Source organism: Streptomyces africanus (assembly GCF_030816955.1).
Classification (GTDB): domain Bacteria; phylum Actinomycetota; class Actinomycetes; order Streptomycetales; family Streptomycetaceae; genus Streptomyces; species Streptomyces africanus.
Genome location: NZ_JAUSYP010000001.1, coordinates 4,317,600 through 4,342,426, shown reverse-complemented (window position 1 = coordinate 4,342,426; position 24,827 = coordinate 4,317,600). Strand labels below are relative to the sequence as shown.

The 24,827-nt window shown below is 68.8% G+C and carries 20 protein-coding genes; 7 read left to right on the top strand and 13 right to left on the bottom strand.

Translation table 11 applies throughout. The features are described 5' to 3' along the window. Positions 1–26: 26 nt before the first annotated feature. The 5 genes from QF034_RS20170 to QF034_RS20150 all read right to left on the bottom strand — a co-directional run bounded on the left by QF034_RS20170 (position 27) and on the right by QF034_RS20150 (position 8,305). Positions 27–950, bottom strand: coding sequence for an anti-sigma factor family protein (locus QF034_RS20170; RefSeq protein ID WP_307176276.1), 924 nt, complete (start codon positions 948–950; stop codon positions 27–29). Continuing rightward, positions 947–1,672 carry an RNA polymerase sigma factor SigM gene (sigM, locus tag QF034_RS20165; RefSeq protein WP_307176275.1) on the bottom strand — a complete coding sequence of 242 codons (726 nt, stop codon included), beginning with the start codon at positions 1,670–1,672 and terminating at the stop codon, positions 947–949. Before sigM ends, QF034_RS20170 begins: the two co-directional genes overlap by 4 nt. A gap of 25 nt (positions 1,673–1,697) precedes the next feature. Beyond that, positions 1,698–3,416, bottom strand: coding sequence for a protein kinase family protein (locus tag QF034_RS20160; RefSeq protein ID WP_307176274.1), 1,719 nt, complete (start codon positions 3,414–3,416; stop codon positions 1,698–1,700). 139 nt (positions 3,417–3,555) lie between these two features. Then, positions 3,556–5,862: a murein biosynthesis integral membrane protein MurJ gene (murJ, locus tag QF034_RS20155; protein WP_307176273.1), complete on the bottom strand. Its 2,307-nt coding sequence runs from the start codon at positions 5,860–5,862 to the stop codon at positions 3,556–3,558. Between the two features lie 43 nt (positions 5,863–5,905). Further along, positions 5,906–8,305, bottom strand: coding sequence for a DUF6049 family protein (locus tag QF034_RS20150; RefSeq protein WP_307176272.1), 2,400 nt, complete (start codon positions 8,303–8,305; stop codon positions 5,906–5,908). Between the two features lie 257 nt (positions 8,306–8,562). On the opposite strand from QF034_RS20150, the gene QF034_RS20145 reads away from it, so the two are divergent. After that, complete coding sequence (locus QF034_RS20145) at positions 8,563–10,008, top strand: CCA tRNA nucleotidyltransferase (protein ID WP_307176271.1); 1,446 nt, start codon at positions 8,563–8,565, stop codon at positions 10,006–10,008. 98 nt (positions 10,009–10,106) lie between these two features. Here the strand turns inward: QF034_RS20145 and QF034_RS20140 are convergent, their stop codons facing one another. The 4 genes from QF034_RS20140 to QF034_RS20125 all read right to left on the bottom strand — a co-directional run bounded on the left by QF034_RS20140 (position 10,107) and on the right by QF034_RS20125 (position 13,895). Beyond that, on the bottom strand, positions 10,107–10,616 hold the full coding sequence (locus QF034_RS20140) for an LppU/SCO3897 family protein (protein WP_307176270.1): 510 nt from the start codon (positions 10,614–10,616) through the stop codon (positions 10,107–10,109). A 124-nt stretch (positions 10,617–10,740) separates the two neighbouring features. Continuing rightward, on the bottom strand, positions 10,741–12,003 hold the full coding sequence (locus QF034_RS20135) for an MFS transporter (RefSeq protein ID WP_307176269.1): 1,263 nt from the start codon (positions 12,001–12,003) through the stop codon (positions 10,741–10,743). Positions 12,004–12,093: 90 nt separating this feature from the next. Further along, positions 12,094–13,176, bottom strand: coding sequence for an inositol-3-phosphate synthase (locus tag QF034_RS20130; protein WP_086560472.1), 1,083 nt, complete (start codon positions 13,174–13,176; stop codon positions 12,094–12,096). 44 nt (positions 13,177–13,220) lie between these two features. Beyond that, complete coding sequence (locus tag QF034_RS20125) at positions 13,221–13,895, bottom strand: PadR family transcriptional regulator (protein ID WP_307176268.1); 675 nt, start codon at positions 13,893–13,895, stop codon at positions 13,221–13,223. 391 nt (positions 13,896–14,286) lie between these two features. On the opposite strand from QF034_RS20125, the gene QF034_RS20120 reads away from it, so the two are divergent. Beyond that, a complete protein-coding gene (locus QF034_RS20120; RefSeq protein WP_307176267.1) occupies positions 14,287–16,929 on the top strand; it encodes a transglycosylase domain-containing protein in 2,643 nt (880 codons plus the stop codon). A 121-nt stretch (positions 16,930–17,050) separates the two neighbouring features. Then, the gene (locus QF034_RS20115; protein WP_307179931.1) at positions 17,051–18,562 is read left to right on the top strand and encodes a glycosyltransferase family 87 protein; all 1,512 of its coding nucleotides are present in this window, start codon (positions 17,051–17,053) and stop codon (positions 18,560–18,562) included. Positions 18,563–18,650: 88 nt separating this feature from the next. On the opposite strand, the gene QF034_RS20110 is transcribed toward QF034_RS20115, so the two are convergent. From QF034_RS20110 to QF034_RS20100, 3 genes are all read right to left on the bottom strand, one after another. Then, positions 18,651–19,682 (bottom strand): alanine racemase, encoded by a 1,032-nt coding sequence (locus QF034_RS20110; RefSeq protein ID WP_307176266.1) that lies wholly within the window; start codon positions 19,680–19,682, stop codon positions 18,651–18,653. A 99-nt stretch (positions 19,683–19,781) separates the two neighbouring features. Then, on the bottom strand, positions 19,782–20,903 hold the full coding sequence (gene femX / locus QF034_RS20105; RefSeq protein WP_020277982.1) for a peptidoglycan bridge formation glycyltransferase FemX: 1,122 nt from the start codon (positions 20,901–20,903) through the stop codon (positions 19,782–19,784). 167 nt (positions 20,904–21,070) lie between these two features. Continuing rightward, a complete protein-coding gene (locus QF034_RS20100) occupies positions 21,071–21,376 on the bottom strand; it encodes a hypothetical protein (RefSeq protein ID WP_086560468.1) in 306 nt (101 codons plus the stop codon). 263 nt (positions 21,377–21,639) lie between these two features. Between QF034_RS20100 and rpsF the strand changes: the two genes are divergently transcribed. The 4 genes from rpsF to rplI all read left to right on the top strand — a co-directional run bounded on the left by rpsF (position 21,640) and on the right by rplI (position 23,338). After that, the gene (gene rpsF / locus QF034_RS20095; RefSeq protein ID WP_003991486.1) at positions 21,640–21,930 is read left to right on the top strand and encodes a 30S ribosomal protein S6; all 291 of its coding nucleotides are present in this window, start codon (positions 21,640–21,642) and stop codon (positions 21,928–21,930) included. A gap of 71 nt (positions 21,931–22,001) precedes the next feature. Then, a complete protein-coding gene (locus QF034_RS20090) occupies positions 22,002–22,592 on the top strand; it encodes a single-stranded DNA-binding protein (RefSeq protein ID WP_086560467.1) in 591 nt (196 codons plus the stop codon). Positions 22,593–22,636: 44 nt separating this feature from the next. Beyond that, complete coding sequence (rpsR, locus tag QF034_RS20085; protein ID WP_003949403.1) at positions 22,637–22,873, top strand: 30S ribosomal protein S18; 237 nt, start codon at positions 22,637–22,639, stop codon at positions 22,871–22,873. A gap of 18 nt (positions 22,874–22,891) precedes the next feature. After that, on the top strand, positions 22,892–23,338 hold the full coding sequence (rplI, locus tag QF034_RS20080; RefSeq protein ID WP_010032778.1) for a 50S ribosomal protein L9: 447 nt from the start codon (positions 22,892–22,894) through the stop codon (positions 23,336–23,338). A gap of 138 nt (positions 23,339–23,476) precedes the next feature. Here rplI and QF034_RS20075 read toward each other — a convergent pair whose 3' ends face one another. Next, entirely contained in the window at positions 23,477–24,814 is a 1,338-nt protein-coding gene (locus QF034_RS20075; protein WP_307176265.1) for an MATE family efflux transporter, read from the bottom strand. Between the last annotated feature and the right edge of the window lie 13 nt (positions 24,815–24,827).

The window sequence follows — 24,827 nt, the reverse complement described above, 5'->3', positions numbered from 1 at the left end:
GCCGCGGGTGAAGACGAAGACGTGGCTCAGGCGGACGGGTACGAGCGTTGGAGAAGGACCTTGCCCTTGGTGTCGGCCGCGGCATGATCCACACAGGTCGCGTCGACGATGTAGGCAGTGACCCGAGTGGCGTCGGATGCGTCGGGGAGCAGCACCAGCATGGCCTTCTTCCCGTGATACCTGCCGTTCTCGACGGCGAGGGCCGAGTCGTTACGCCCGATGCCGTCACGGACGCAGCCGGGCACGGTGGGTTCCCGGAAGACCTGGGGATGGTCGGGGCCGGCGGTCGCCGCGCCGAAGGGGGTGCGGGAGCCGCCCCCCTTCTTGCTCTGCTTGTCCGCCAGGAGATCGGTGACCTGCTTCTCGAGCTTCGCCTCGGAGAATGTGTCCGCAGGGGCGGTCCGTGGCCCGCCCGCCGTTTCATGTGAGGGCTTGCCGTCGCCGAGCGACGACAGCAGGACGGAGCCCAGCCCCAGCGCGGCGACGGTGAAGACGGTCCCCAGAACGGCGATCCTCCGGCGCCCGTTCCGGGTGCGGTCCTTGCGGCCCGGGCCGGTGGTGGAAGAGCGGGGGCGTCCGGCGGGCCGGTCGGCGGGCGTCGATGTTTCACGTGAAACATGCGCACCGCTGTCGTTCTCGGACGTGGAACGGGGGGTGCTCACCGGTGTCTGGTGCTCTGCGGTCTCCGGCCCCGTGGCGTTCAGCAGGGCCTCGGCGGCGAGGGCGGCATCGATGCGGCCTGCGACGTCGGCGGGCATGCGCGGCGGGCCCGGCAGCGTGCCGAGCAGCCCGCGGATCTCCTCCAGGGAGGTGTAGACGTCCGCGCAGAGCTCGCACTCGTCCAGATGACGGCGCACGTCGGTGCTCCGGGACGGTGGGAGGAGGCCCTCGGTGAGGTCGGAGATCTCCGCGACGTCCGGGTGCCCGGCCATGTCTGTCGTCGACGTCACGCTCGTCCACCTCCGCCCTTCACTGCCGCTGGGTCGCTCGGTCCTGTGTCCGGTGGTTCCGCCCGGCGCGGACCCGCTGCGGGTGGGACGGCTGGCCCCTGCGTCCGGTTCCGTTCCCCGCCCGGCTTCTTGCTCCCACCGGTGCTCTCCGGCCGTAGGTGGGTGAGCAGTGGCAGGAGTCTGGCTCTGCCGCGCGCACATCGGCTCTTGACCGTGCCGGTCGGCACGTCGAGAATGCGGGCCGCCTCGGCGACCGGGTAGCCCTGCATGTCCACCAGGACGAGCGCCGCTCGCTGGTCGGCCGGCAGGGTCCCCAGGGCTTCGATGAGCTGGCGGTGGAGATCGTTGCGCTCGGCGGGCGCCGAAGCCGACTCGTGCGGCTCCAGCAGCTGCTCCAGGCGCTCGGTGTCGTCGACGGGAGAGGTCTTCCGGGAGGCGACCTTGCGGGCGCGGTCCAGGCAGGCGTTCACCGTGATCCTGTGCAGCCACGTCGTGACGGCCGACTGGCCCCGGAAGGTGTGGGCGGCCCGGTAGGCGGAGACGAGGGCGTCCTGCACCGCGTCAGCGGCCTCCTCGCGGTCCCCCAGCGTCCGCAGGGCGACCGCCCAGAGCCGATCGCGGTGCCGCCGCACGATCTCACCGAAGGCGTCGGGGTCGCCCTCGACATGCCGGGCGAGGAGGTCCTGATCACTTGCACCGCTGTGCTCGGCGCGGTCCGCCATCGAACCCCCTTCCCTCTGTCGGCTCTCAGCCCGTGAACTTCACTTCGGTGATGGCCTGCTTGTAGCCCGGATTGCTGAAGTTGGCGGGGTCGTCGCCGGAGTACGGCAGGGCCGTCAGCCACACCAGGAGGTACCGGCTCTTCACCGGCTTGTTGACGGTCACCTTCGCGGAGGTGCTGCTCGTCGTCGCCGTGCCCAGCTTCTTCATGGCACTCAGCGGCGTGGACGAACCGAGGGTGTCGGTCGCGTACAGCTCGACCGTGGTGTGGTCACTGCCGTACCGCAGCGAGAGCGTCGCGGCCGAGACTTCCTTGTCGGACCCGAGGTCATAGACGATGCCGACACCGGGCTTTATCACCATCTGCGGGCCGTCCAGGTAGCTGCTGGTGCGCCAGGCCGTGGACGGGTTGCCGTCGTAGGTCTTGGTCACGTCGGCGGGGTGCTGGGCGTCGCCCTCGGCGACGTACTCCTCGGCGCCCTTGATGGCGATCGGCTTCGGTGCCGGGCGGTTCTTGTTCTTGTCGCCGTCGTCGTTGTTCTGCGTCTGGCCCGGGTCCTCGGACTTGCCGCCCTGGTCCATGAGCGCGTCCGCCAGCTGCCAGCTGCCGAGGCCCAGCGCGGCAATGAGGAGCGCGGACACGGCCCACTTCAGGGCCTTGCCCGTGCGGCTCTGCAGCGGGGGCGGCGGGGTCGGGACGGGCTGCGCGGCACCGGGGCGCTGGGCCTGGCGGCCGTACGCGCCCTGCTGGTACGCGGTGCGCTGGTACTCGGGCGGCGCGGTGAACGCCGGCTCCGGCGGGCGGATGCGGGGCATCTCGCCGATCGCCTTCACCAGCTCCTCAGGGGTGGTGCACGGCGACTCGTGGCGGGAGGCGGTGGCGCCGTCGTTGGCGAGCGCGCGCATGGAGAGTTCGGAGAGGCCGCGGTGCACACCGGCACGCACCTGGTCGGGCGCGATCAGGCCGATGTCCTTCGGCAGGCCGGACAGCCCGTAGGCATCGCTCTCGTACGGCCAGCGCTGGGTGAGGGCCGCGTACAGCAGGGCGCCGATGGCCTCGGTGTCGGTGCGCTGCGGGGTGTCGGACGCGACGCCCCGCAGAGCGGCGTTCACCGCGAGCCCCCGGATGCGCCACTGCCCGGTCGAGGCACGCAGGACGGCATTGGGGTTCAGCCGCAGATGGGCGAGGCCCTCGCGATGGGCGGCGGCCATGGCGGACGAGACCTGGCTGACCATCTGGTAGGCGTCATACGGCTCCAGCGGCCCGGCGGCGAGGAGCGTGGTCAGTTCGGTCGCGTCAGGAAGCCACTCGTGGACGACGTAGACGAGGTCGTTCTCCTCCACCGCGTCCAGCACCTGGACGAAGCGCGGGTCGCCCAGAAGGGCGGAGGAGCGGGCGGCGGCCAGGACGGACCGGGCCCGTGAGTGGTCCGCGGGCAGGATGTGCACGCCGACGGCACGGCGGAGCTTCTCGTCCACGGCACGCCAACTGCTGAAACCGTCCAGACGGGTGACGCACTCCTCGAGGCGGTAGCGTCTGGCGAGTTTGTGACCACTGTGCAGTTCGGGCGGCGAGGTCTTCCCTGGACCGTCGGTCCGGGTGCTCTCCTGTACCTCGTCGCTGTCCGTGTCCCGCTCCCGGTTCTTGGCCACCCCGTCGGCCGTGGACTGGTCCGCCTGTGCGGTCAGCGACGTCTCGTCGCTGTTGTCTGCCACGTCGACGGCAGCCGTACTCCGTTCCGCCACCGTCGTTCCTGCCTCCCCATCCATTGCGCGCCGCCCGGCATTCGTTGCGCGCCGTTCGACGCCGAAACCAATTGTGCCCACAGTCCGCCGCTATGCACGACACGCGGTGGCTGACGATGGTTGTGCGCCCACCCCCGACTCAGCGTCCCAGGCGTCCGCGGACCATGCCGACCAGCGAGTTGAGTTCCTCGATGCGCATGCGGCGGGCGGCGACGAAGAAGATCACGAGCAGCACGGCGCCTCCGGCCAGCACCGCGGCGAGCGAGCCCACGACACCCTGGCCGAGCGTGCGGCCGATGCCGTAGCAGGCCGCGCCGCTGAGCAGGGCGGCCGGGATCGACGCGATGCACAGCCGGGCGTAAGTCCGCAGGACACGGGCGCCGTCGAGATCCCCGCCCAGCCGCTTGCGCAGCCGGCGCCAGGCGACGCCGACGCCGATCGCGTAGGCGAGGCCGTACGAGGCGGCCATGCCGACCACGGCCCAGCGCGACGGGATGACGAAGTAGCAGACCGCCGATGCGCCCGCGTTGACCGCGGCCACGATGACCGTGTTGTAGAAGGGAGTTCGGGTGTCCTCGTAGGCGTAGAAGGCGCGTAGGACGACGTACTGCACGGAGTACGGAATCAGGCCGAGACCGAACGCCATCAGCATGAAGCCCATGTTGGTGGCCTCGCTGGTGCCGGAGGAGCCGAACATCAGGGTGCACATGGGGATGCCGAGCGAGAGGAAACCGAACGCGATCGGCACGATGGCGACCGCCGTGTTGCGCAGGCCCTGGGAGATGTCGTCGCGGACGGCACCGCCGTCGCCCTCGGCCGCCGAGCGCGACAGGCGCGGCAGCAGGGCGGCCATGAGGGAAACCGTGATGATGGCCTGCGGCAGACCCCAGATCAGCTGAGCGTTGGCGTAGGCGGAGAAGCCGGTGCCGTCGACGGGCGAGGCCTTGCCCGCCGCGGTGGACAGCCAGACGACGATCATGGCGCCCGCCTGGTTGGCCAGGACGAACAGGACCGTCCACTTGGCGAGCGTGATGGCCTTGCCGAGGCCCTGGCCCTTCCAGTCGAAGCGCAGCCGCAGCCGGAAGCCCGTCTCGCGCAGGTAGGGGATCATCGCCAGGGCCTGGACCACGAGGCCGAGCAGCACACCGACACCGAGGAGCCGCTGGCCCTCCGGCGGGATGTTCGTGACCTTCATCCCGGAGTCGGCCGCGGTGCCGTAGACGTAGATGAACATGCCCAGCGTCACGATGATGACGATGTTGTTCAGGACCGGGGTCCACATCATCGCGCCGAATTTCCCGCGGGCATTGAGGATCTGGCCCATCACCACGTGGACGCCCATGAAGAAGATCGAGGGCAGGAAGTACTGGACGAAGGTGATGGCGACCTGGTTCGCCGCGGGGTCGCTGGCGATCGAGGGGGACATCAGGCGGATCAGGAGCGGCGCGGCGAAGATCGCGAGCGCGGTGAGCGCGCCGAGCGACACCATGACGAGGGTCAGCAGGCGGTTGGCGTACGCCTCGCCGCCGTCCTCGTCGTCCTTCATGGCGCGCACGAGCTGCGGCACGAAGACGGAGTTGAGACCGCCGCCGACCGTGAGGATGTAGAGCATCGTCGGCAGCTGGTAGGCGACCTGGAAGGTGTCACCGAGGAAGCCGACGCCGATGGCCGAGACGATCAGTGCGGAGCGGATGAAGCCGGTGAGGCGGGAGACCATCGTGCCCGCCGCCATCACGGCGCTGGACTTCATCAGGCCCGCGGCACGGCCGCCCTTCTTCGGAGCGGGCGAGGCAGCAGCTTCCGGGGCGGGGGCGTCGTCCACCGCCGGCGTCGCCGCGGTCTCGCCGGGAACCGGGTACTGGCCCGCCGCGTACTGCCCCTGCGCCGCGTACTGTCCCTGCGCCATCTGGCCGGGGGCCGATGACGGGCCGGGGACCGACGGCGACTCGTAGGACGGGTGGCCGCTGGCCTGCTGCTGGTCCCGGAAGAGATGGGCGAACGCGTCCGGCTCCTGGCGCGGCTCACCCGCCTGGGAGACCAGGTCGTCCACACCCACGAACTGGGTGGTCCGGGCGTCGTCGCCGTACGGCAGGTGCCTGGTCGGGCCCTCCGGCTCCGGCGCGGGCGTCTGAGCCCACACCCGCGGGTCGGGCGCGTACGGCGACTGCGGCGGCTGGGCGTACAGCTCCTGCTGCGGCTGGTACGTGCCCGGAGGGGGCGGGGGGTGCGCGGCGCGGTCGTAGCGCGCTTCGGCGACCGGGTCCTGGGCGGAGAGGTCCTGTGCCCGGTAGGGGTCCTGGCCGTAGGCGTCCTGGAGGTACATGTCCGCGGGCGGCTGCGGCGGCACCTGGCCGTGCTCGGGCTGCGAGCCCTCGGGCCCGCCCGACTCGGGGTAGCCCGAGCTGCCCACGCCACGGCCGTGGTCACCGTCGTACGGCGCGTTCATGGTTACCCCACCTCATCGTCCCGGGCCCACCGGCCACGACATCTCAACGGTCCACTCTCTCACCCGTGCCGGACGGGTCGGCGCTTTCCGCTGCGGTGTCCGGGGCCGGGTCACTCGGCTGCTGCGGGGCGTCTGCCCGGGAGCCGGTCTCGGACTCTTTCTTGAGACGGTCGCCGGGGGCTTCCGGGTTCTGCGGAGTGCTGACCGGGCTGTCGACGTCGTCGTCCGCCTCCGCCGCGGCGTCCTCGGCGGCTTCGCGGGCGGCGGCGCGCTTGCGCTGGGTGTACATACGGAAGCCGGCGAGGACCAGGAGCAGGACGCCGCCGCCGATGACCAGCATCACGGTGGGCGTGACCTCGGTGACCTTCACGTCGAACGTGACGGGCTCGCCGTACTTCTGGCCGTCCTCCGTGTACAGCTGGGCGACCACCTCCGCCCGGCCGTTGGCGTTGGCGGACGTGGTGAACTTCACCGACTGGCTGTGCCCGCCGTTCACGGTGACCGGCTGCTCCTCGTAGGCGTCGCCGCTGATCTTGAGGCGGGTCGGGTTCTTCGACGTGAGCCGCAGCTCCAGGTGCTCGACGCCCTGGACCAGGTTGTTCTGGACGGTGACCGGGATCGTGGCGCTGCGGCCGGAGAGCTTGGTCTCCGACTTCTCGATGAGTTTGACCCCGTCGATCAGCCCGTCGAGGTAGGACTCGACGTTGTCGCGGTACCCCACCGCGGCGACGCCCCGGCCCCGCCACGACGTGGACATCTCGCGGTTCATGGCCCGCCCGAAGGGGGTGACCACCCGGGACTCGTCGGTGAGGATCACCTTGAAGTTGTCGAGCTTGTCGTGCGTCCTGGCGATCTGCTCGAAGGCGGCCCGCGGCAATTCCTGCCTGCGCAGCGAGGCGGGGTACGCGGAGGTGGGCGGCACCTTCCTGTTGGCCGACGGGTCCGGCTTGGCCTTGGCGGCGGCCGTGAGGTCCTGCGACTCGGACCAGTTACCGCCCTGGAGGGCTCCCAGCGCCTCGGCCATCGCCTGAGCCTGGCTCACGGAGGGCGTGCGCTGCGGGGCGACGACGATGCTGCGCTGCTTGCCGGTCTGGAGGCCGAGCGTCAGGCTCTGGGCCAGGAAGCGCTGCACGGCGAGCGTGGAAGCGGAGGCCTTGGTCAGGTTGCCCTGGAAGGCTGTGGACATCCTGGAGTCCGCGACGACCGCCGTGGTGCCGCCGCCGATGGGCCGGGCCGCGGAGGGTGTGTACGACAGATCATCCTGGAGGCTGTCGCTGCGGGTGATCACCTTGTCGGCGCCCCCCGAGGTCGCGACCTTCATGATCGACGGGTCGACGGCGCCGTCCACGGGCCACGCGAAGTCCTTGGACGGTTTCACGTGGAGGATCGGCTCCACCGTGTTGTCGACGGCGTCGGTGGCCTCCTTGAGGTGATTCAGCGAGCTCGTGACGGCCGTGCCGTTGTGAGCGAGGGAGGCGAGGTCCGGATCGCCGAACGGCAGGGCGACGACCTCCTTGCCCGCCACCGCCTGCTGGAGCTCGGAGAGCCACTGCTTGGCGACCGCCTGGTTCCTGCCGGGCGTGGTGGCGCCGTCCTCGCCCCTGACCTGGTAGCTCCTCGTCATCGCATCGACGGACGCCAGCAGATCCGGGTCGATCACCCAGGTGATGTCGAGACCCTTGCCCAGCGACACCATCTGGTCGAGGCGGCCGCCCGGGGAGATCTCCGCGGCGAGGTCGTCGTTGCTGAAGACCGGCGTCTGCTGCTCGTTCGACCCCGTCTCGGCCGTCATGTGGACATCGGAGACGAGCGGCCACAGGAACGTGGTCTTCGTCTTGGTGCCGGCCTCCTCCGGCTGCCACGGCAGGAACGTGCGCTGCACGCCGAGAACCTGGTCCCAGGGCTGCGCGGCGGTCTCACCGGAGAGCGCGACGGCCAGCTGGTAGACGCCGTCCTGGCCGAGGTCCAGCTCGTCGGCCGGAACGGAGATGTTGAAGGGCTCCGCCACACCGGGGGTGAGCTTGGGGAACTTCTTGGTGTACTTGCCGCCGACTGCCTCGCCGGCGGGGCCCTGGATGTCGTCGCTCTTCTTGGCGAGGCTGTCGATGGAGGAGCGGGTGTCGAGCGAGGGCCCCACCCGCAGGTCGACGTGGGCGTCGGTGACCGGCTGCTTGCCGTTGTTGGTCACCGTGCCCGTCACGGTCACCGTGTCCCCCTCGGTGGGGGCGCTGGGGCTGAGCGAGTCGACGGCTACGGACACCGAGCCGCTCGTGCCGGAGGCAGCCTGCGCGGACTCCTGCCCGGCCGCGTCCGCCGGCGTCGCGGCGGGCAACTGGAGGAGTCCGGCCAGTAGGGGCGCACCGGCGAGCAGTGCTCCGGTGCGCCGCAGCCACCGGCGGGCAGGTGAGGCACTGGTCCCCTGGAAGTCTGCCGCCTCGGCCACGCGCTCGTCCGTCCCTCGTCGTCGTCAGTGGTCGTCGGAATGTGCGTCCACGCATGGTAACGATGCGCGCTGAGGGGAAGTGCCGCGGTCCGTTCCACAAGATCGCGGCCCGGCACCGAGCTGTCCCGTATGTCGCTGTATGGCGGAGAGCGGTTGTCTCCATCTCAAGGGCGCCTCTTGTGCGCGTATGGAGGGACGTGTCTGCATGCGTCATAAGGGGAGGTCGGGGGCGCCCGGGCCACGTACCCTCTTCTGTTGTGCCGAACGCCAACGAAGAAATGCCCAGTGCCCTGAGCCAGGTGCAGCACCGCGCGGTGAGTGAACTGCTGCGGGTTGCTCCTGTCGCCGACGACCTCGCCCGCCGCTTCCAGGAGGCCGGGTTCTCACTTGCCCTGGTCGGCGGCTCGGTCCGGGACGCGCTGCTGGGCCGGCTCGGCAACGATCTGGACTTCACGACCGATGCCCGCCCCCAGGACGTACTCAAGATCATGCGCCCGTGGGCGGACGCGGTCTGGGAGGTCGGGATCGCATTCGGCACCGTCGGAGCGCAGAAAGACGGCTATCAAGTCGAGGTGACCACCTACCGGTCCGAGGCGTACGACAGGACCTCGCGCAAGCCCGAAGTGTCGTACGGCGACTCCATCGAGCAGGATCTCGTCCGCCGTGACTTCACGGTGAACGCGATGGCTGTCGTGCTGCCGGAGAAGGAGTTCATCGATCCGCACGGCGGGCTCGAGGATCTCGCGTCGCGTGTGCTGCGGACGCCTGGCACCCCGGAGGAGTCCTTCTCCGATGATCCCCTGCGGATGATGCGAGCCGCGCGTTTCGCGGCTCAGCTCGACTTCGAGGTCGCCCCCGAGGTTGTCGCGGCGATGAAGGAGATGGCCGGGCGTATCGAGATCGTCTCGGCCGAGCGGGTGCGGGACGAGCTGAACAAGCTGGTCCTTTCGCCGCACCCGCGCAAGGGCCTGACATTGCTCGTCGAGACGGGCCTCGCCGACCGCGTGCTGCCCGAGCTGCCGGCCCTGCGCCTGGAGCGGGACGAGCACCACCGGCACAAGGACGTCTACGACCACACGCTGATCGTCCTGGAGCAGGCGATGGCGCTTGAGGATGACGGCCCCGACCTGACCCTCCGCCTGGCCGCCCTGCTGCACGACATCGGCAAGCCCCGCACGCGTCGCTTCGAGAAGGACGGCCGGGTCTCGTTCCACCACCACGAGGTGGTCGGGGCGAAGATGACCAAGAAGCGCATGACGGCGTTGAAGTACTCCAACGAGCTGGTGAAGGACGTCTCACGTCTGGTCGAACTCCACCTGCGCTTCCACGGCTATGGCACCGGCGAGTGGACGGACTCGGCGGTCCGCCGCTACGTCCGTGACGCCGGTCCGCTGCTCGACCGCCTCCACAAGCTGACCCGCTCGGACTGCACCACGCGCAACAAGCGCAAGGCGGCGGCCCTGTCGCGCGCGTACGACGGTCTGGAGGAGCGGATCGCCAAGCTTCAGGAGCAGGAGGAGCTGGACTCGATCCGTCCCGACCTCGACGGCAACCAGATCATGGAGATCCTCGGCGCCGGTCCCGGCCCGGTCATCGGCCGCGCGTACCAGCACATGCTGGAGCTGCGCCTGGAGAACGGGCCGATGGAGTACGACTCCGCAGTGGCCGCGCTCAAGGAGTGGTGGGCCGGCCAGGAGAGCTGAGGCCGTGAAGCGGGGTCATGTTTCACGTGAAACATGACCCCGGGAGACGGGCCGAGGGCGGTGTTTCACGTGAAACACCGCCCCTCGCTGTGTCGGCCTTACTTCTTGTCCTTCAGGCAGAGCAGGAAGTCCTTGCCGTCACCGCTCTCGGTGTACGTGTACTGGAAGTCCTTGGCCTCGGCCTCGCACTTGCTCGACGCCAGGGTCTGCGTCAGGTACGCGCCCTCGATCTTGGCCAGCACCACGTACTGAGCCTTCGCATCGCTGCACTCGACGACTTCGAGGTCCGGGTTGTCGTCGTTGGTGCTGCCGCGGTGCATGCAGCTGCCGACGGACGCCGTGTTGGCGTCGTCGCGGCTGGTTATGTAGCCGCCGATGGCAATGCCCGCCACCGCGATGACGATGACGATGTTCTTGATGGTCTTGAAGCTGAGCTTGCGGCCGGTCGGCTGCGGCGGGACCGGAGCGTACGGAGCCGCCCCCTGCGGCGGGAAGCCGGGCTGGCCGGGCTGCTGGGGGTAGCCGCCCTGCGGCGGGTACGGAGCCTGGGGCTGACCCGCGGGCTGGCCCTGCGCGAACGGGTTGCCCTGGGGCGGCGGAGTGGTCACTTGGGGGTCCCCCTAGAACATGGTTGAGTGACGCGAACATGTCGCGAGATAAGACCCACGTAAGTTATCGGTCCCCACTGACACCGCAGTAGCCAGATGTGGCTCTGTGTCATTGATGTGACACTTACTGGCGGCCAAACCGGCCCATAGTCACAGCTACTGCCGCGTAGATAACGGCGATCGTGATCACCAGCGGCACGGATCGGCCGTCCGGCGGCAGCATCAGGGCGGCGATGGCGGCTGCGCCGACGAAAGCGACGTTGAAGAGCACGTCGTAGACCGAGAAGATCCGGCCACGGAAGCCGTCCTCGACGGAGGACTGGACGATCGTGTCCGTGGCGATCTTCGCCCCCTGGGTGGTCAGACCCAGGACGAAGGCCGCGGCCAGCAGAGGGGCAGCGGCGAAGGGCAGCCCGAGAGCGGGCTCCAGCAGCGCGGCGGCCCCCGCGCACACGACGATCCAGCGGCCCGGCCCGAGCCGCCCCGCGGTCCACGGCGTCACCGCGGCCGCCGCGAAGAAGCCGGCGCCGGAGACGCCCAACGCCAGGCCCAGCAAGGCGAGTCCGTCGTCCGTGGTCGTGGTGAGCGCGTACCGGCAGAGCATCAGCAGCATCACCAGCAGGGCGCCGTAGCAGAAGCGCATCAGCGCCATGGCCACCAGCGCCCAGGCCGCTTCCCGGCGCTGCGGCGCGGCCAGGTGACGTACGCCCGCCGCCAGATCGCGAGCGGTTCCGGTGAGAGCCGTCCCGAGCCGCACGCGTGTCAAGTTCTGGTCGGGGCCGAGGAGTTCCCGCGCCATGCTGAGCGATGCCAGGGCGGCGCACAGATACAGCACGGCTCCCACGAGCACCACGGCGGCGTCGCCGTCCGCCGCCACCAGGCGGACGGTGAAGGCGAGGCCGCCGCCCGCGGTCGCCGCCAGTGTTCCCGCGGTCGGGGAGAGGGAGTTGGCGATGACGAGGCGCTCGGCGTCGACCACGCGGGGCAGGGCCGCGGACAGGCCGGCGAGGACGAAACGGTTGACGGCGGTGACGCACAGGGCGAAGACGTAGAAGAGCCAGTCCGGAACCGGACTGAGTATCAGCAGGGCCGTGGCGGAAGCCAGCAACGCGCGCAGCAGGCTGCCGTAGAGCAGGACCTGACGGCGCCGCCAGCGGTCCAGCAGGACACCGGCGAAAGGGCCGACGAGAGAGTACGGGAGCAGCAGCACCGCCATGGCGGAGGCGACCGCGGCCGCCGAGGTCTGCTTCTCCGGGGAGAAGACCACGTACGAGGCGAGCGCGATCTGGTAGACGCCGTCGGCACCCTGGGAGAGCAGGCGTGCGCCGAGCAGGCGCCTGAAGCCCTGGAAGCGCAACAGAACATGCAGGTCACGGACGACGGCCATGGTGCACAGCCTCACATACGGGAGAGGGTCCCCGGGTCGTACGACCCGGGGACCCTCACAGCCCTGGCAGGAGCGACTGGTTGCGGCGCCTCAGCGCTCGACCTCACCCTTGATGAACTTCTCGACGTTCTCGCGGGCCTCGTCGTCGTAGTACTGGACGGGCGGGGACTTCATGAAGTAGCTCGACGCGGAGAGCACGGGGCCGCCGATGCCGCGGTCCTTGGCGATCTTCGCGGCGCGCAGGGCGTCGATGATGACGCCGGCGGAGTTCGGGGAGTCCCAGACCTCCAGCTTGTACTCCAGGTTCAGCGGGACGTCACCGAAGGCGCGGCCCTCCAGGCGGACGTAGGCCCACTTGCGGTCGTCCAGCCAGGCGACGTAGTCGGACGGGCCGATGTGGACGTTGTCCGCGCCCATGTCGCGGTCGCGGATCTGGGAGGTGACGGCCTGCGTCTTGGAGATCTTCTTCGACTCGAGGCGGTCGCGCTCGAGCATGTTCTTGAAGTCCATGTTGCCGCCGACGTTCAGCTGCATCGTGCGGTCCAGGACGACGCCGCGGTCCTCGAACAGCTTCGCCATGACGCGGTGCGTGATGGTGGCGCCGACCTGGGACTTGATGTCGTCGCCGACGATCGGGACGCCCGCCTCGGTGAACTTGTCGGCCCACTCCTTGGTGCCGGCGATGAAGACTGGAAGGGCGTTGACGAAGGCGACCTTGGCGTCGATGGCGCACTGGGCGTAGAACTTCGCCGCGTCCTCGGAGCCGACGGGCAGGTAGCAGACGAGGACGTCGACCTGCTTGTCCTTGAGGACCTGGACGACGTCGACCGGCTCCTCGGCGGACTCCTCGATGGTCTCGCGGTAGTACTTGCCGAGGCCGTCGAGCGTGTGGCCGCGCTGGACCGTCACACCGGTGCTGGGTACGTCGCAGATCTTGATGGTGTTGTTCTCGGAGGCGCCGATGGCGTCCGCCAGGTCGAGGCCGACCTTCTTGGCGTCCACGTCGAACGCGGCGACGAACTCGACGTCGCGGACGTGGTAGTCGCCGAACTGGACGTGCATCAGGCCCGGCACCTTGGACGCCGGGTCGGCGTCCTTGTAGTACTCGACTCCCTGCACCAGCGATGCGGCGCAGTTGCCCACACCGACGATGGCTACGCGAACCGAACCCATTCCGGTTGCTCCCTGTGTGTACGAGTGAGGCCCGTGGCGGGCTCTCACGTGGCGGTGTCGCCGGGCGTATCCGGACGGGGGTCGTCCCCCGGCCGGGGCAGGCCGCCCGACGCTCCAGATGTGGTGTCACGCGAACCGGGCTCCTCCGGGGCGGAACCCTTCAGGTCCCGACCCGCCCGCTCGCTCTCGATGAGCTCGTTCAGCCAGCGCACTTCGCGCTCCACGGACTCCATCCCGTGGCGCTGGAGCTCAAGCGTGTAGTCGTCGAGGCGCTCCCGGGTCCGGGCCAGGGAGAGGCGCATCTTCTCCAGGCGCTCCTCCAGCCGGCTGCGGCGGCCCTCCAGCACGCGCATGCGTACATCGCGTGAGGTTTGCCCGAAGAAGGCGAAACGGGCAGCGAATGTCTCGTCCTCGTACGCCTCGGGCCCGGTCTGTGAGAGCAACTGCTCGAAGTGCTCCTTACCCTCCGCCGTCAACCGGTAGACGATCTTGGCGCGGCGGCCGGTGAGGGGAGCGGCCTCGGTGTCGTTCCCCGGCTCCTCGATCAGCCAGCCGTTGGCGACCAGCGTCTTGAGGCAGGGGTACAGCGTCCCGTAGCTGAACGCACGGAACACACCCAGTGATGTGTTGAGTCGTTTGCGCAGCTCATAGCCGTGCATCGGAGATTCGCGGAGCAGGCCGAGTACGGCGAACTCGAGGATCCCGGAACGCCGGCTCATCGTCGCCTCCTCTCTCCCGCGGTACCCGATGTCTCGGGCCGATGTGTCGCACTGATGTATCGACTCGATACATCACGACGATAGAACGGCCTTCCGGGTGCGACAAGAGGGGGTGCGGTGAACGGGGTCACATCACCGATTCATCGGACGCGAGTTGCCTGATTTGAGGTGAACTTCAGGCCTCGGCAGGTTTTGACGGTGCGTAGTCTGTGCGCCATGCACATCACCGGGAACCAAGTGACGCCTGAGAGCGTCGTCGTCTTCGGTGTAGTACGGGTGCATGCGGGACCGATGAATGCGGAGCCGACCGCATCCGTACTTCGGGGGGACCGGAAACCAGCCGCCGTTTCCAGGCGCGCAGGGGTGCGCCTGCCCGAGGAGTAGTCGTTCGATGAGCGAGCACCGTCGCAAACCGCCGCAGCCGCAGGGAGGCGGACGTGCCGCGGCCCGACGCGGCCAGTCCGGTTCGTCCTCCGGCCGCCGCGCGGCCCCGCGAGGCGCCACCGGGTCTCCGTCCGACTCCTATGGGTCGGACTCCTACGGCTCGGGGGGTGAGGAGCGTCCGTACGGCGGCCGTGCCGAGGCCCGCCGTGCGGCGCAGAGAAGTACCGGAGGCGGCCGACGCAGAGCGGCCGAACCGGCCCGTGGCGGCCGACGCGCCGCCCCGGGCGGACCTGCGGGCCCCGGGCGGGGCAGAGGGCGCGGGGCTGCCGTCTACGACAAGAAGCGGTTGATCGACTATCCGCGGGCGGGCAAGTACGGCTGGCAGCGCTGGCTGCCGTCCTGGAAGCTCGTCTCCGGTCTGTGCATCGGCTTCTTCGGCAGCCTGGTGGCCGTGGCGGGCATCGGGTACGCCATGGTCGGCGTCCCCAACGAGGAGAACGCGGCGGCGCTGTCGCAGAACAACGTCTACTACTGGTCGAACGGCCAGCAGATGGTCGCGGCGGGCAGTGGCCAGAACCGGCAGAACGTCACGATCGACCGGATCCCCAAAGCCATGCAGTGGGCGGTGATCTCGGCCGAGAACAAGAGCTTCTACCAGGACTCCGGCGTCGACCCGATGGGTATCGCCCGGGCCCTGGCCAACATGGCCCGGGGCGGTGACACGCAGGGCGGTTCGACGATCACCCAGCAGTTCGTCAAGAACACCTACCTGAGCCAGGAACAGACGGTCACCCGTAAGTTCAAGGAGATGTTCATCTCCATCAAGGTGGGCACGAAGCTCTCCAAGCCGGAGATCCTCCAGGGCTACCTGAACACCTCGTACTACGGCCGTGGCGCCTACGGCATCCAGGCCGCCGCCCAGGCGTACTACGGCAAGGAAGCGCGGGAACTCAAGCCGGGTGAGTGCGCCTTCCTCGCCGCCCTGCTCAAGGGTCCGACGTACTACGACCCCGCGGGCAACGAGGGCATCGACGAGACGGCGACCGCCGGCGCGAACCGCAAGCGCTCGGAGGCGCGCTGGCGCTGGATCCTCGAGCAGATGCACAACGACAAGAGGATCACGGAGACCGAGTACCAGGACGCGATCAAGAAGTACCCCATGCCCCAGGGCCGCAAGGCGACCAAGGGCATGACCGGCCAGATCGGCTACCTGGCGGACACCGCCAAGAAGTACGTCCTGAACCACTCCAACATCACGGAGAAGCAGTTCGACCAGGGCGGCTACCAGATCAAGACGACCTTCGAGAAGGACAAGGTCGAGGCGCTGGCCAAGGCCGTGAAGAAGGTCGAGAAGGAAAAACTGAACCCGGAGAAGCGTGATCTGGACAAGCACGTCCAGTTCGGCGCGGCGTCGGTGAAGCCCAAGGACGGCGCGATCGTCGCGCTCTACGGTGGTGCGGGGTACGAGAACGGCCACTTCAACAACAACGCGGACACCTCGGGTGTCCCCGTCGGTTCGACGTGGAAGCCGTTCGTGCTCGCCGCCGCGATGGAGCACGGCACCTACCGGAGCGACGGTCCCCTCTCACCGCTCAGCAAGTACAACGGCAACGACCACCTCAAGGTCAGGAACAACGACGGCTCCTACGTCCTGAAGAAGGACAACACACCGTTCTTCCAGGAGAACGAGAGCGACCACCCCTGGGGCTACATCACCTTGCGCAAGGCGATGGAGCAGTCCGTCAACACCCCGTTCGTCCAGCTCGGCATGGACGTCGGGATGAGGAACGTGCGGGACGTGGCCGAGAAGTCCGGCATCCTGGACGCCAGTTTCGCCACCCTCAACCCGTCGTTCGCGCTCGGTACCTCGACTCCTAGTGCGATCCGCATGGCCGACGCCTACGCGACGTTCGCAGCCGCCGGCAAGCAGGCCTCCCCGTACTCCGTGACCAGCGTCAAGTTCAACGGGCAGGAAGTCGAAGGCTTCGACAAGCCGCGCATCACGCAGGCGATGCCCGAGAACGTGGCCAACAACGTCACGGACACTCTGGAGAACGTCATCCAGAACGGTACGGGTAAGAACGCCCTGGCCCTCGGCCGTACGGCGGCCGGTAAGACCGGTACCACGGACGAGAACAAGTCCGCCTGGTTCGTCGGCTACACCCAGCAGCTGTCGACCTCGGTCGCGATGTTCCGTGAGGATCCCAAGAGCGCCAAGCTGCTTTCCATGAACGGCACGGCGGGTGAGGAGTCCATCCACGGTGGTGACACTCCCACCCAGGTGTGGACCGAGTACATGAAGGCCGCGCTGAAGGGCAAGCCCGACCTCGGCTTCCCTGAGGCCGAGAAGATCGGCGAGATCCAGCACGAGGTGGGTGCTCCGTCGCCGACCCCGACGCCCAGCGTGGAGCCCAGCGAGACCGTGACCGAGTCGCCGAGCGCCACGCCCAGCGAGACACCCACGTCTCCGTCGCCCTCGCCGAGCGACACCTGTGGATTCTTCGGGTGTGAGAACGACGGCGGCACGGAGAACGGCGGCGATACAGGCGGAGAGGTGTCGCCCTCGCCCTCGCCGAGCGATACGAGCGAGAACGGCGGCAACACCAGAGGCAACGGCAACGGCGGCATCTTCGGAGGCCCCGCCGGATAGCCGGCTGATCGCCCGGCATGGGTGTTTCACGTGAAACGCGAAGATGTTTCACGTGAAACACGGGCCGCCGCACCTACCCGGTGCGGCGGCCCTCGGCGTATTGATGGACGCGTACGGCAGGATGTGCGGCATGGCCAGTGCAGAATCGACGCAAGAGAGCGTCCACGAGCCGGACCCGGTGCGGCCGACCCAGGAGGACAAGGTCGCGGCGGCCGGCAGCGAGCTGATCGGCGGCCCGCTCGGGCGGCGTGCCCTGCTCGGGGCGTCCTGGTGGACTCCCGTGCGGGTGATCGCGCTGGTGGCGATCGGCATGTTCGCCCTCGGCCTGGTCCAGAAGGCGCCCTGCTACAACGGCGCCTGGTTCTTCGGTGCCAGCTCCCAGTACACGCACGCGTGCTACTCGGACATCCCGCACCTCTACCAGGGGCGCGGTTTCGCCGACGGGCTCGTGCCGTACTTCGACAAGCTCCCCGGCGACATGCAGTACCTGGAGTACCCGGTGCTCACCGGTGTCTTCATGGAAGTCGCCTCCTGGCTCACGCCCGGCAGCGGCACCATCCAGGACCAGGAGCAGTGGTACTGGATGGTCAACGCCGGGATGCTGATGGTCTGTGCGTCGGTCATCGCCGTCTGCGTGACCCGCACCCATGCCCGGCGCCCGTGGGACGGCCTGCTGGTCGCCCTGGCGCCTGCCTTCGCCCTGACGGCGACCATCAACTGGGACCTGCTGGCGGTCGCCCTGACGGCCGCGGCGATGCTGATGTGGTCGCGCGGCCGCTCCCTCGCCTTCGGCGTCCTCTTGGGACTCGCCACGGCCGCCAAGCTCTATCCCTTCCTGATCCTCGGGCCGCTGCTGGTACTGTGCTGGCGCGCGGGCAAGTGGCGTGCGTTCGGGACGGCTCTGGGCGGTGCGATCGTCGCCTGGGTCGTCGTCAACGGGCCGGTGATGCTCTTCGCGTTCGACGGCTGGTCGAAGTTCTACACGTTCAGCCAGGAACGGGGCGTCGACTTCGGCTCCTTCTGGCTGATCATGGCCCAGAACTCGGACAACCCGCTTAGCACCGACACCGTCAACACGCTCGCCACGCTGCTGATGCTGGTGTGCTGCGCGGGCGTCGCCGTGCTGGCGCTGACCGCGCCGCGCCGCCCACGGCTCGCCCAGCTGGCCTTCCTGATCGTTGCGGCGTTCATCCTCACCAACAAGGTCTACTCGCCGCAGTACGTCCTGTGGCTGGTGCCCCTGGCCGCCCTGGCCCGGCCGAAGTGGCGGGACTTCCTCATCTGGCAGGCCTGCGAGGTGGCGTACTTCCTGGGCATCTGGCTGTACCTCGCGTACACGACCAGTGGAGACGCCCACAAGGGGCTGCCCACCGACGGCTATCACTGGGCCATCGGCCTGCACCTGCTGGGCACGCTGTATCTGTGCGTCATGATCGTGCGCGACATCTTCCTGCCGGAGCGGGATCCCGTTCGCCGGTCCGGGGACGACGATCCCTCGGGCGGAGTGCTCGACGGCGCGGAGGACGTCTTCGTCCTCGGTCCCGCGGCCCGTCCCGCCCGGCACGCGGCCGCTCAGTTCGACGGGCCGCAGGTCGAGTGGGGCAGGAAGGGCGCCACGGGCGGTTCGCTCTGAGCGAACGATGCGAAAGGCCGTACACGGAAACCGTGTACGGCCTTTTCGCTGTGCTGAGCCCGTTGCTGCCCGTCGGTGCGTGTGCCGGTCAGCGGTCCATGAGCCGGTCGAACTGCGTGGTGGTGTGCCGCAGATGGGCCACCAGCTCCTCGCCGACCTTCGGCTCCGGCGCGTCCGCGGGTACGAACAGGATCGAGACCTGCATGTGCGGCGGCTCGGCGAACCAGCGCTGCTTGCCGCCCCAGACGAACGGCGAAAGGTTCCGGTTGACCGTCGCGAGGCCGGCCCTGGCGACGCCCTTGGCGCGCGGCATGACGCCGTGCAGCGCCTTGGGGGCTTCAAGACCCACCCCGTGCGACGTACCGCCCGCCACGACCACCAGGAAGCCGTCGGAGGCCGCCTTCTGCTGCCGGTAGCCGAAACGCTCGCCCTTGGCCACACGCGTGACGTCCAGGACCGCGCCGCGGTACTCGGTGGCCTCGTGGTCCCCCAGCCACAGTCGCGTGCCGATGCGGGCACGGAACCGCGTCTGCGGGAACTGCTGCTGGAGCCGGATGAGTTCCTCGGCCTTGAGGTGGCTGACGAACATGGTGTGCAGGGGCAGCCGGGCCGCGCGCAGCCGGTCCATCCAGCCGATGACTTCCTCGACCGCGTCCGAGCCGTCGGTGCGGTCCAGCGGCAGGTGGATCGCGAAGCCTTCCAGGCGGACGTTCTCGATGGCGGCGTGCAGCTGGGCCAGATCCTGCTCGCCGATGCCGTGCCGCTTCATCGAGGACATCACCTCGATCACCACACGCGCACCGACCAGGCCGTACACGCCGTCTATCGACGAGACCGAGCGGATGACCCGGTCCGGCAGGGGCACGGGCTCCTCGCCGCGCCGGTACGGCGTCAGCACCAGCAGGTCACCGCTGAACCAGTCCTTGATCCGGGCGGCCTCGTACGTCGTGCCGACGGCGAGGACGTCCGAGCCCAGCCGTGTGGCCTCCTCCGCCAGCCGCTCGTGCCCGAAGCCGTAGCCGTTGCCCTTGCAGACCGGCACGAGGCCGGGGAACTGCTCCTGCACGTGCTTGTGGTGCGCCCGCCAGCGCGCGGTGTCGACGTAGAGCGTGAGCGCCATGGCCGGACCTGGAACCTTTCTCGTGGTTGCCGTGAATCACTGGGTGCTGTCTGTCAGTGGGTGCCGTGTATCAGAGGTATAGAAGCACTGAACGTGACATCAGCGGCGCGACATGTAGATGTCGAGCGCCTTGTGCAGCAGCTTGTTCAGCGGGAAGTCCCATTCGCCGAGGTACTCGGCGGCCTGGCCGCCCGTGCCCACCTTGAACTGGATCAGACCGAAGAGGTGGTCGGTCTCGTCCAGCGAGTCGGAGATACCGCGCAGGTCGTACACGGTGGCGCCGAGCGCGTAGGCGTCGCGCAGCATCCGCCACTGCATCGCGTTCGAGGGCCGGACCTCACGGCCGATGTTGTCGGAGGCGCCGTAGGAGTACCAGACGTGCCCGCCGACGATCAGCATCGTCGCCGCCGACAGGTTCACGCCGTTGTGCCGGGCGAAGTACAGCCGCATGCGGTTGGGGTCCTCGGTGTTGAGGGCCGTCCACATGCGCTGGAAGTACGACAGCGGGCGCGGCCGGAAATGATCGCGCACGGCCGTGATCTCGTACAGCCGCTGCCATTCCTCGAGGTCCTGGTAGCCGCCCTGGACGACCTCGACGCCGGCCTTCTCGGCCTTCTTGATGTTGCGGCGCCACAGCTGGTTGAAGTTCTTGTGGACCTCTTCCAGGGATCGGTTGGCCAGCGGCACCTGGAAGACGTAGCGGGGCTGGACGTCGCCGAATCCGGCGCCGCCGTCCTCGCCCTGCTGCCACCCCATGCGGCGCAGTTTGTCGGCCACCTCGAAGGCACGCGGCTCGATGTGGTCGGCCTCGATGTCGCGCAGCCGCTTCACGTCGGGGTTCTGGATGCCCTGCTTGATGGAGGTGGCGTCCCAGCGCCGGATGACCACCGGCGGCCCCATCTTCACCGAGAAGGCGCCCTGCTGCTTCAGGTGCGCCAGCATCGGCTCGATCCAGTCCTGGAGATTCGGCGCGAACCAGTTGATGACCGGGCCCTCGGGCAGATAGGCGAGGTAGCGCTTGATCTTGGGAAGCTGCCGGTAGAGGACCAGACCGGCACCGACCAGCTCGCCCGTCCTGTCGTCGAACCATCCGAGGTTCTCGGAGCGCCACTCCGCCTTGACGTCAGCCCAGGCCGGGACCTGCATGTGGCTCGCCGACGGCAGGCTCTGGATGTAGGCCAGATGCTGCTCTCGACTGATGGTCCTCAGGGTCAGGCTCATTTCGGGGCGCTCCTCGGGCTGGTGTGTCCCCATGGGGTCAGGGGCTCCGGCTCTCGCGCGAAGCCTACTGCGCCTTGGATGCGCGCCGGTTGGGCGTACGGGACCTTCGCCCCGGCCCGAGATCGGCCGGGGCGCGAGTGGTGTTCAGAAGAAGGGGTGTCCCGGCGTCAGCCGATGAGACCGCCGTGCGCCATGCCCAGGAAGAACCCGACGCCCGATGCGCCCAGGCCCAGGATCAGGCCGAAGCGCTCCCGGGTCGTCTCCGAGATCCACTGGCCGTACGCGCCCGTGAGGATGCCCACGAGGCCGGTCCAGGAGCTGAGCAGATGCAGGTCCTCGTCGATGATCGCCGTGAGGAACGCCGTGAGGCCCAGCACCAGGGTCACCGCGAGCAGAGTGTCCTGGAGGGGATGGGGCTTGCCGTCCGTGGCGAAGAGGCCGCCGGCGGTGTTGGGTCGCAATGCCTGTGCCATAGGGCACCTCCTGCGAAAGTCGGCGCATCGTAGCGCCATACACACCCGATGTGTACAGATTGGCTGCCCCCACGGCCGGATTTCAACCGCAAGCCCCTGTGCGGGTAGTCTGTACCGTCCGCACCGGTGTCTGCCCATGTCACGACAGGGGCTTCTCCACAGAACCCCCGACTGTCAGTGGTGGCCGATACCGTTGCTACGCATCACGACCCTCCTGCCACGGAACGACCGTGGCCGCTGAGTCCAAAGGAGGTGGGTTCCACATGCGTCACTACGAGGTGATGGTCATCCTCGACCCCGACGTCGAGGAGCGCGCTGTCTCCCCGCTGATCGAGAACTTCCTCTCTGTCGTCCGTGACGGCGGCGGAAAGGTCGAGAAGGTCGACACCTGGGGCCGTCGTCGTCTCGCGTACGAGATCAAGAAGAAGCCCGAGGGCATCTACTCGGTCATCGACCTTCAGGCTGAGCCTGCGGTCGTCAAGGAGCTCGACCGCCAGATGAACCTGAACGAGTCGGTCCTCCGGACCAAGGTCCTCCGTCCCGAGACCCACTGAGCTCTCCCGCTCAGCTGATTCCGGGATTCGAGTAGCAAGCAGCCAGAGCAAACCCGCCGAGAGGTTCCCCCATGGCAGGCGAGACCGTCATCACGGTGGTCGGCAATCTTGTCGACGACCCCGAGCTGCGCTTCACCCCCTCCGGTGCGGCCGTCGCGAAGTTCCGTGTCGCGTCCACTCCCCGCACCTTCGACCGCCAGACGAACGAGTGGAAGGACGGCGAGAGCCTGTTCCTGACCTGCTCGGTCTGGCGTCAGGCGGCGGAGAACGTCGCCGAGTCGCTCCAGCGAGGCATGCGCGTCATCGTGCAGGGCCGGCTGAAGCAGCGGTCCTACGAGGACCGTGAGGGCGTCAAGCGCACGGTCTACGAGCTGGACGTCGAGGAAGTCGGCGCCAGCCTGCGCAACGCCACGGCCAAGGTCACCAAGACCACCGGCCGCGGTGGCCAGGGCGGATACGGCGGCGGTGGCGGTGGCGGCCAGGGTGGCGGCGGCTGGGGCGGCGGCCCCGGTGGCGGTCAGCCGGCCGGCGGTGCTCCCGCCGACGACCCGTGGGCGACCGGCGCTCCCGCCGGTGGCAACCAGGGTGGTGGCGGCGGCTGGGGCGGTGGCTCCGGCGGCGGCCAGCAGGGCGGCGGCTACTCGGACGAGCCCCCCTTCTAGGGCGGGTTCGTACCCCAACTTCTTGATCACACAGGAGATACACCATGGCGAAGCCGCCTGTGCGCAAGCCGAAGAAGAAGGTCTGCGCATTCTGCAAGGACAAGGTCACGTACGTGGACTACAAGGACACGAACATGCTGCGGAAGTTCATTTCCGACCGCGGCAAGATCCGTGCCCGCCGCGTGACCGGCAACTGCACGCAGCACCAGCGTGACGTCGCCACGGCCGTGAAGAACAGCCGTGAGATGGCGCTGCTGCCCTACACCTCCACCGCGCGATAAGGGAAGGGTGACCGACTCATGAAGATCATCCTCACCCACGAGGTCTCCGGCCTCGGTGCCGCGGGCGACGTCGTCGACGTCAAGGACGGTTACGCTCGCAACTACCTGATCCCGCGGAAGTTCGCTATCCGCTGGACCAAGGGTGGCGAGAAGGACGTCGAGCAGATCCGTCGTGCTCGCAAGATCCACGAGATCCAGACCATCGAGCAGGCCAACCAGGTGAAGGCCCAGCTCGAGGGCGTCAAGGTCCGCCTGGCTGTCCGCTCCGGCGACGCCGGTCGTCTCTTCGGTTCCGTCACCCCGGCCGACATCGCTTCCGCGATCAAGGCTTCCGGTGGCCCCGAGGTCGACAAGCGCCGCATCGAGCTGGGCTCGCCGATCAAGACGCTGGGCGCTCACGAGACGTCCGTGCGTCTGCACCCCGAGGTTGCCGCCAAGGTCAACATCGAGGTCGTCGCGGCCTGAGTGCCGCGCTCGCTGAAGCAGTGAGCGGTGGGGTCGCACCCTTCAGGGTGCGGCCCCATCGTCGTTTCGGGCCCTTCGCCGTTTCACGTGAAACACGGTGTTTCACGTGAAACAGTCATCGAGGGCTGAGGCCGGTGATCAGCGGGTCGCGCCCGTCACGATCCAGCGGCCCGAGCGGGTCCGGAGCCACAGCGTCAGCATCCGCACGGTCATCATCAGCGTCATGGTGGCCCAGAGGGCGGTGAGCCCACCGCCCAGTACCGGCACCAGCAGGGCGACCGGGGTGAAGACCGCCAGAGTCAGCAGCATCGCCCAGGCCAGGTAGGGGCCGTCGCCGGCGCCCATCAGGACTCCGTCCAGGACGAAGACGACGCCGGAGATCGGCTGCGACAGGGCGACGATGAGCAGCGCGGGCAGCGCTGTGTCCTTGACCGCCGCGTCACTGGTGAACAGGGGCAGGAATGCCGGTCGGGTAATGATCACCAGGATGCCGAGGACGACCCCGACGGCGATCCCCCACTCGACCATGCGACGGCATGCGTCGCGGGCGCCTTGTGCGTCACCGGCTCCGAGGTAGCGGCCGATGATGGCCTGCCCCGCGATGGCGATGGCGTCCAGGGCGAAGGCGAGCAGGCTCCACAGGGACAGGATGATCTGGTGTGCGGCGATGTCGGCATCCCCGAGACGGGCGGCGACCGCCGTGGCGATCACCAGGATCGCCCGCAGGGAGAGAGTGCGCACCAGCAGGGGCACACCGGCCTGTGCGGAGGCCCTGATCCCGGCGGCGTCCGGGCGCAGCGAGGCACCGTGCCTGCGCGCTCCGCGCAGGACCACGGCGAGGTAGACCACGGCCATGCCCCACTGGGCGATGACGGTGCCCCAGGCGGAGCCGGCGATCCCCAGGTCGGCGCCGTAGACGAGCCCCGCGTTGAGGGCGCCGTTGGCGATGAAGCCGGCGACGGCCACATAGAGAGGGGTTTTGGTGTCCTGGAGGCCGCGCAGAACCCCGGTCGCGGCGAGGACGACGAGCATGGCCGGTATGCCGACCGCAGAGATGCGCAGGTAGGTGGTCGCGTAGGGAGCCGCCGCGTCCGAAGCGCCGAAGAGATCGACGACGCCGGACGCCGTCGGCAGGACGACGGCGACGACAGCAGCGCCGAGGAGCAGGGCCAGCCAGATGCCGTCCATTCCCTGGCGGATGGCGGCCTGGAGATCGCCCGCGCCGACGCGGCGGGCGACCGCCGCTGTCGTGGCGTAGGCGAGGAAGACGAAGACACTGACGGCGGTCATCAACAGGGCCGAGGCGACGCCGAGTCCGGCGAGTTGTGCCGTACCCAGATGACCCACGATGGCGGTGTCGGCCATGAGGAAGAGGGGCTCGGCGACGAGGGAGCCGAAGGCCGGCACGGCCAGAGCGACGATCTCTCGGTCGTGCTGTCTCCGGCCGGTTCTGCGGCGCGCGGGGGCCTGTGTCATGTGCACCAATGTA

What these genes read in the sequence shown, in the direction of transcription:
- sigM (WP_307176275.1), bottom strand. Translation starts at nt 1,672, where the DNA reads ATGGCGGACCGCGCCGAGCACAGCGGTGCAAGTGATCAGGACCTCCTC.
- murJ (WP_307176273.1), bottom strand. Translation starts at nt 5,862, where the DNA reads ATGAACGCGCCGTACGACGGTGACCACGGCCGTGGCGTGGGCAGCTCG.
- QF034_RS20135 (WP_307176269.1), bottom strand. Translation starts at nt 12,003, where the DNA reads ATGGCCGTCGTCCGTGACCTGCATGTTCTGTTGCGCTTCCAGGGCTTC.
- QF034_RS20130 (WP_086560472.1), bottom strand. Translation starts at nt 13,176, where the DNA reads ATGGGTTCGGTTCGCGTAGCCATCGTCGGTGTGGGCAACTGCGCCGCA.
- QF034_RS20125 (WP_307176268.1), bottom strand. Translation starts at nt 13,895, where the DNA reads ATGAGCCGGCGTTCCGGGATCCTCGAGTTCGCCGTACTCGGCCTGCTC.
- QF034_RS20120 (WP_307176267.1), top strand. Translation starts at nt 14,287, where the DNA reads ATGAGCGAGCACCGTCGCAAACCGCCGCAGCCGCAGGGAGGCGGACGT.
- QF034_RS20115 (WP_307179931.1), top strand. Translation starts at nt 17,051, where the DNA reads ATGTGCGGCATGGCCAGTGCAGAATCGACGCAAGAGAGCGTCCACGAG.
- QF034_RS20110 (WP_307176266.1), bottom strand. Translation starts at nt 19,682, where the DNA reads ATGGCGCTCACGCTCTACGTCGACACCGCGCGCTGGCGGGCGCACCAC.
- femX (WP_020277982.1), bottom strand. Translation starts at nt 20,903, where the DNA reads ATGAGCCTGACCCTGAGGACCATCAGTCGAGAGCAGCATCTGGCCTAC.
- QF034_RS20100 (WP_086560468.1), bottom strand. Translation starts at nt 21,376, where the DNA reads ATGGCACAGGCATTGCGACCCAACACCGCCGGCGGCCTCTTCGCCACG.
- rpsF (WP_003991486.1), top strand. Translation starts at nt 21,640, where the DNA reads ATGCGTCACTACGAGGTGATGGTCATCCTCGACCCCGACGTCGAGGAG.
- QF034_RS20090 (WP_086560467.1), top strand. Translation starts at nt 22,002, where the DNA reads ATGGCAGGCGAGACCGTCATCACGGTGGTCGGCAATCTTGTCGACGAC.
- rpsR (WP_003949403.1), top strand. Translation starts at nt 22,637, where the DNA reads ATGGCGAAGCCGCCTGTGCGCAAGCCGAAGAAGAAGGTCTGCGCATTC.
- rplI (WP_010032778.1), top strand. Translation starts at nt 22,892, where the DNA reads ATGAAGATCATCCTCACCCACGAGGTCTCCGGCCTCGGTGCCGCGGGC.
- QF034_RS20075 (WP_307176265.1), bottom strand. Translation starts at nt 24,814, where the DNA reads ATGACACAGGCCCCCGCGCGCCGCAGAACCGGCCGGAGACAGCACGAC.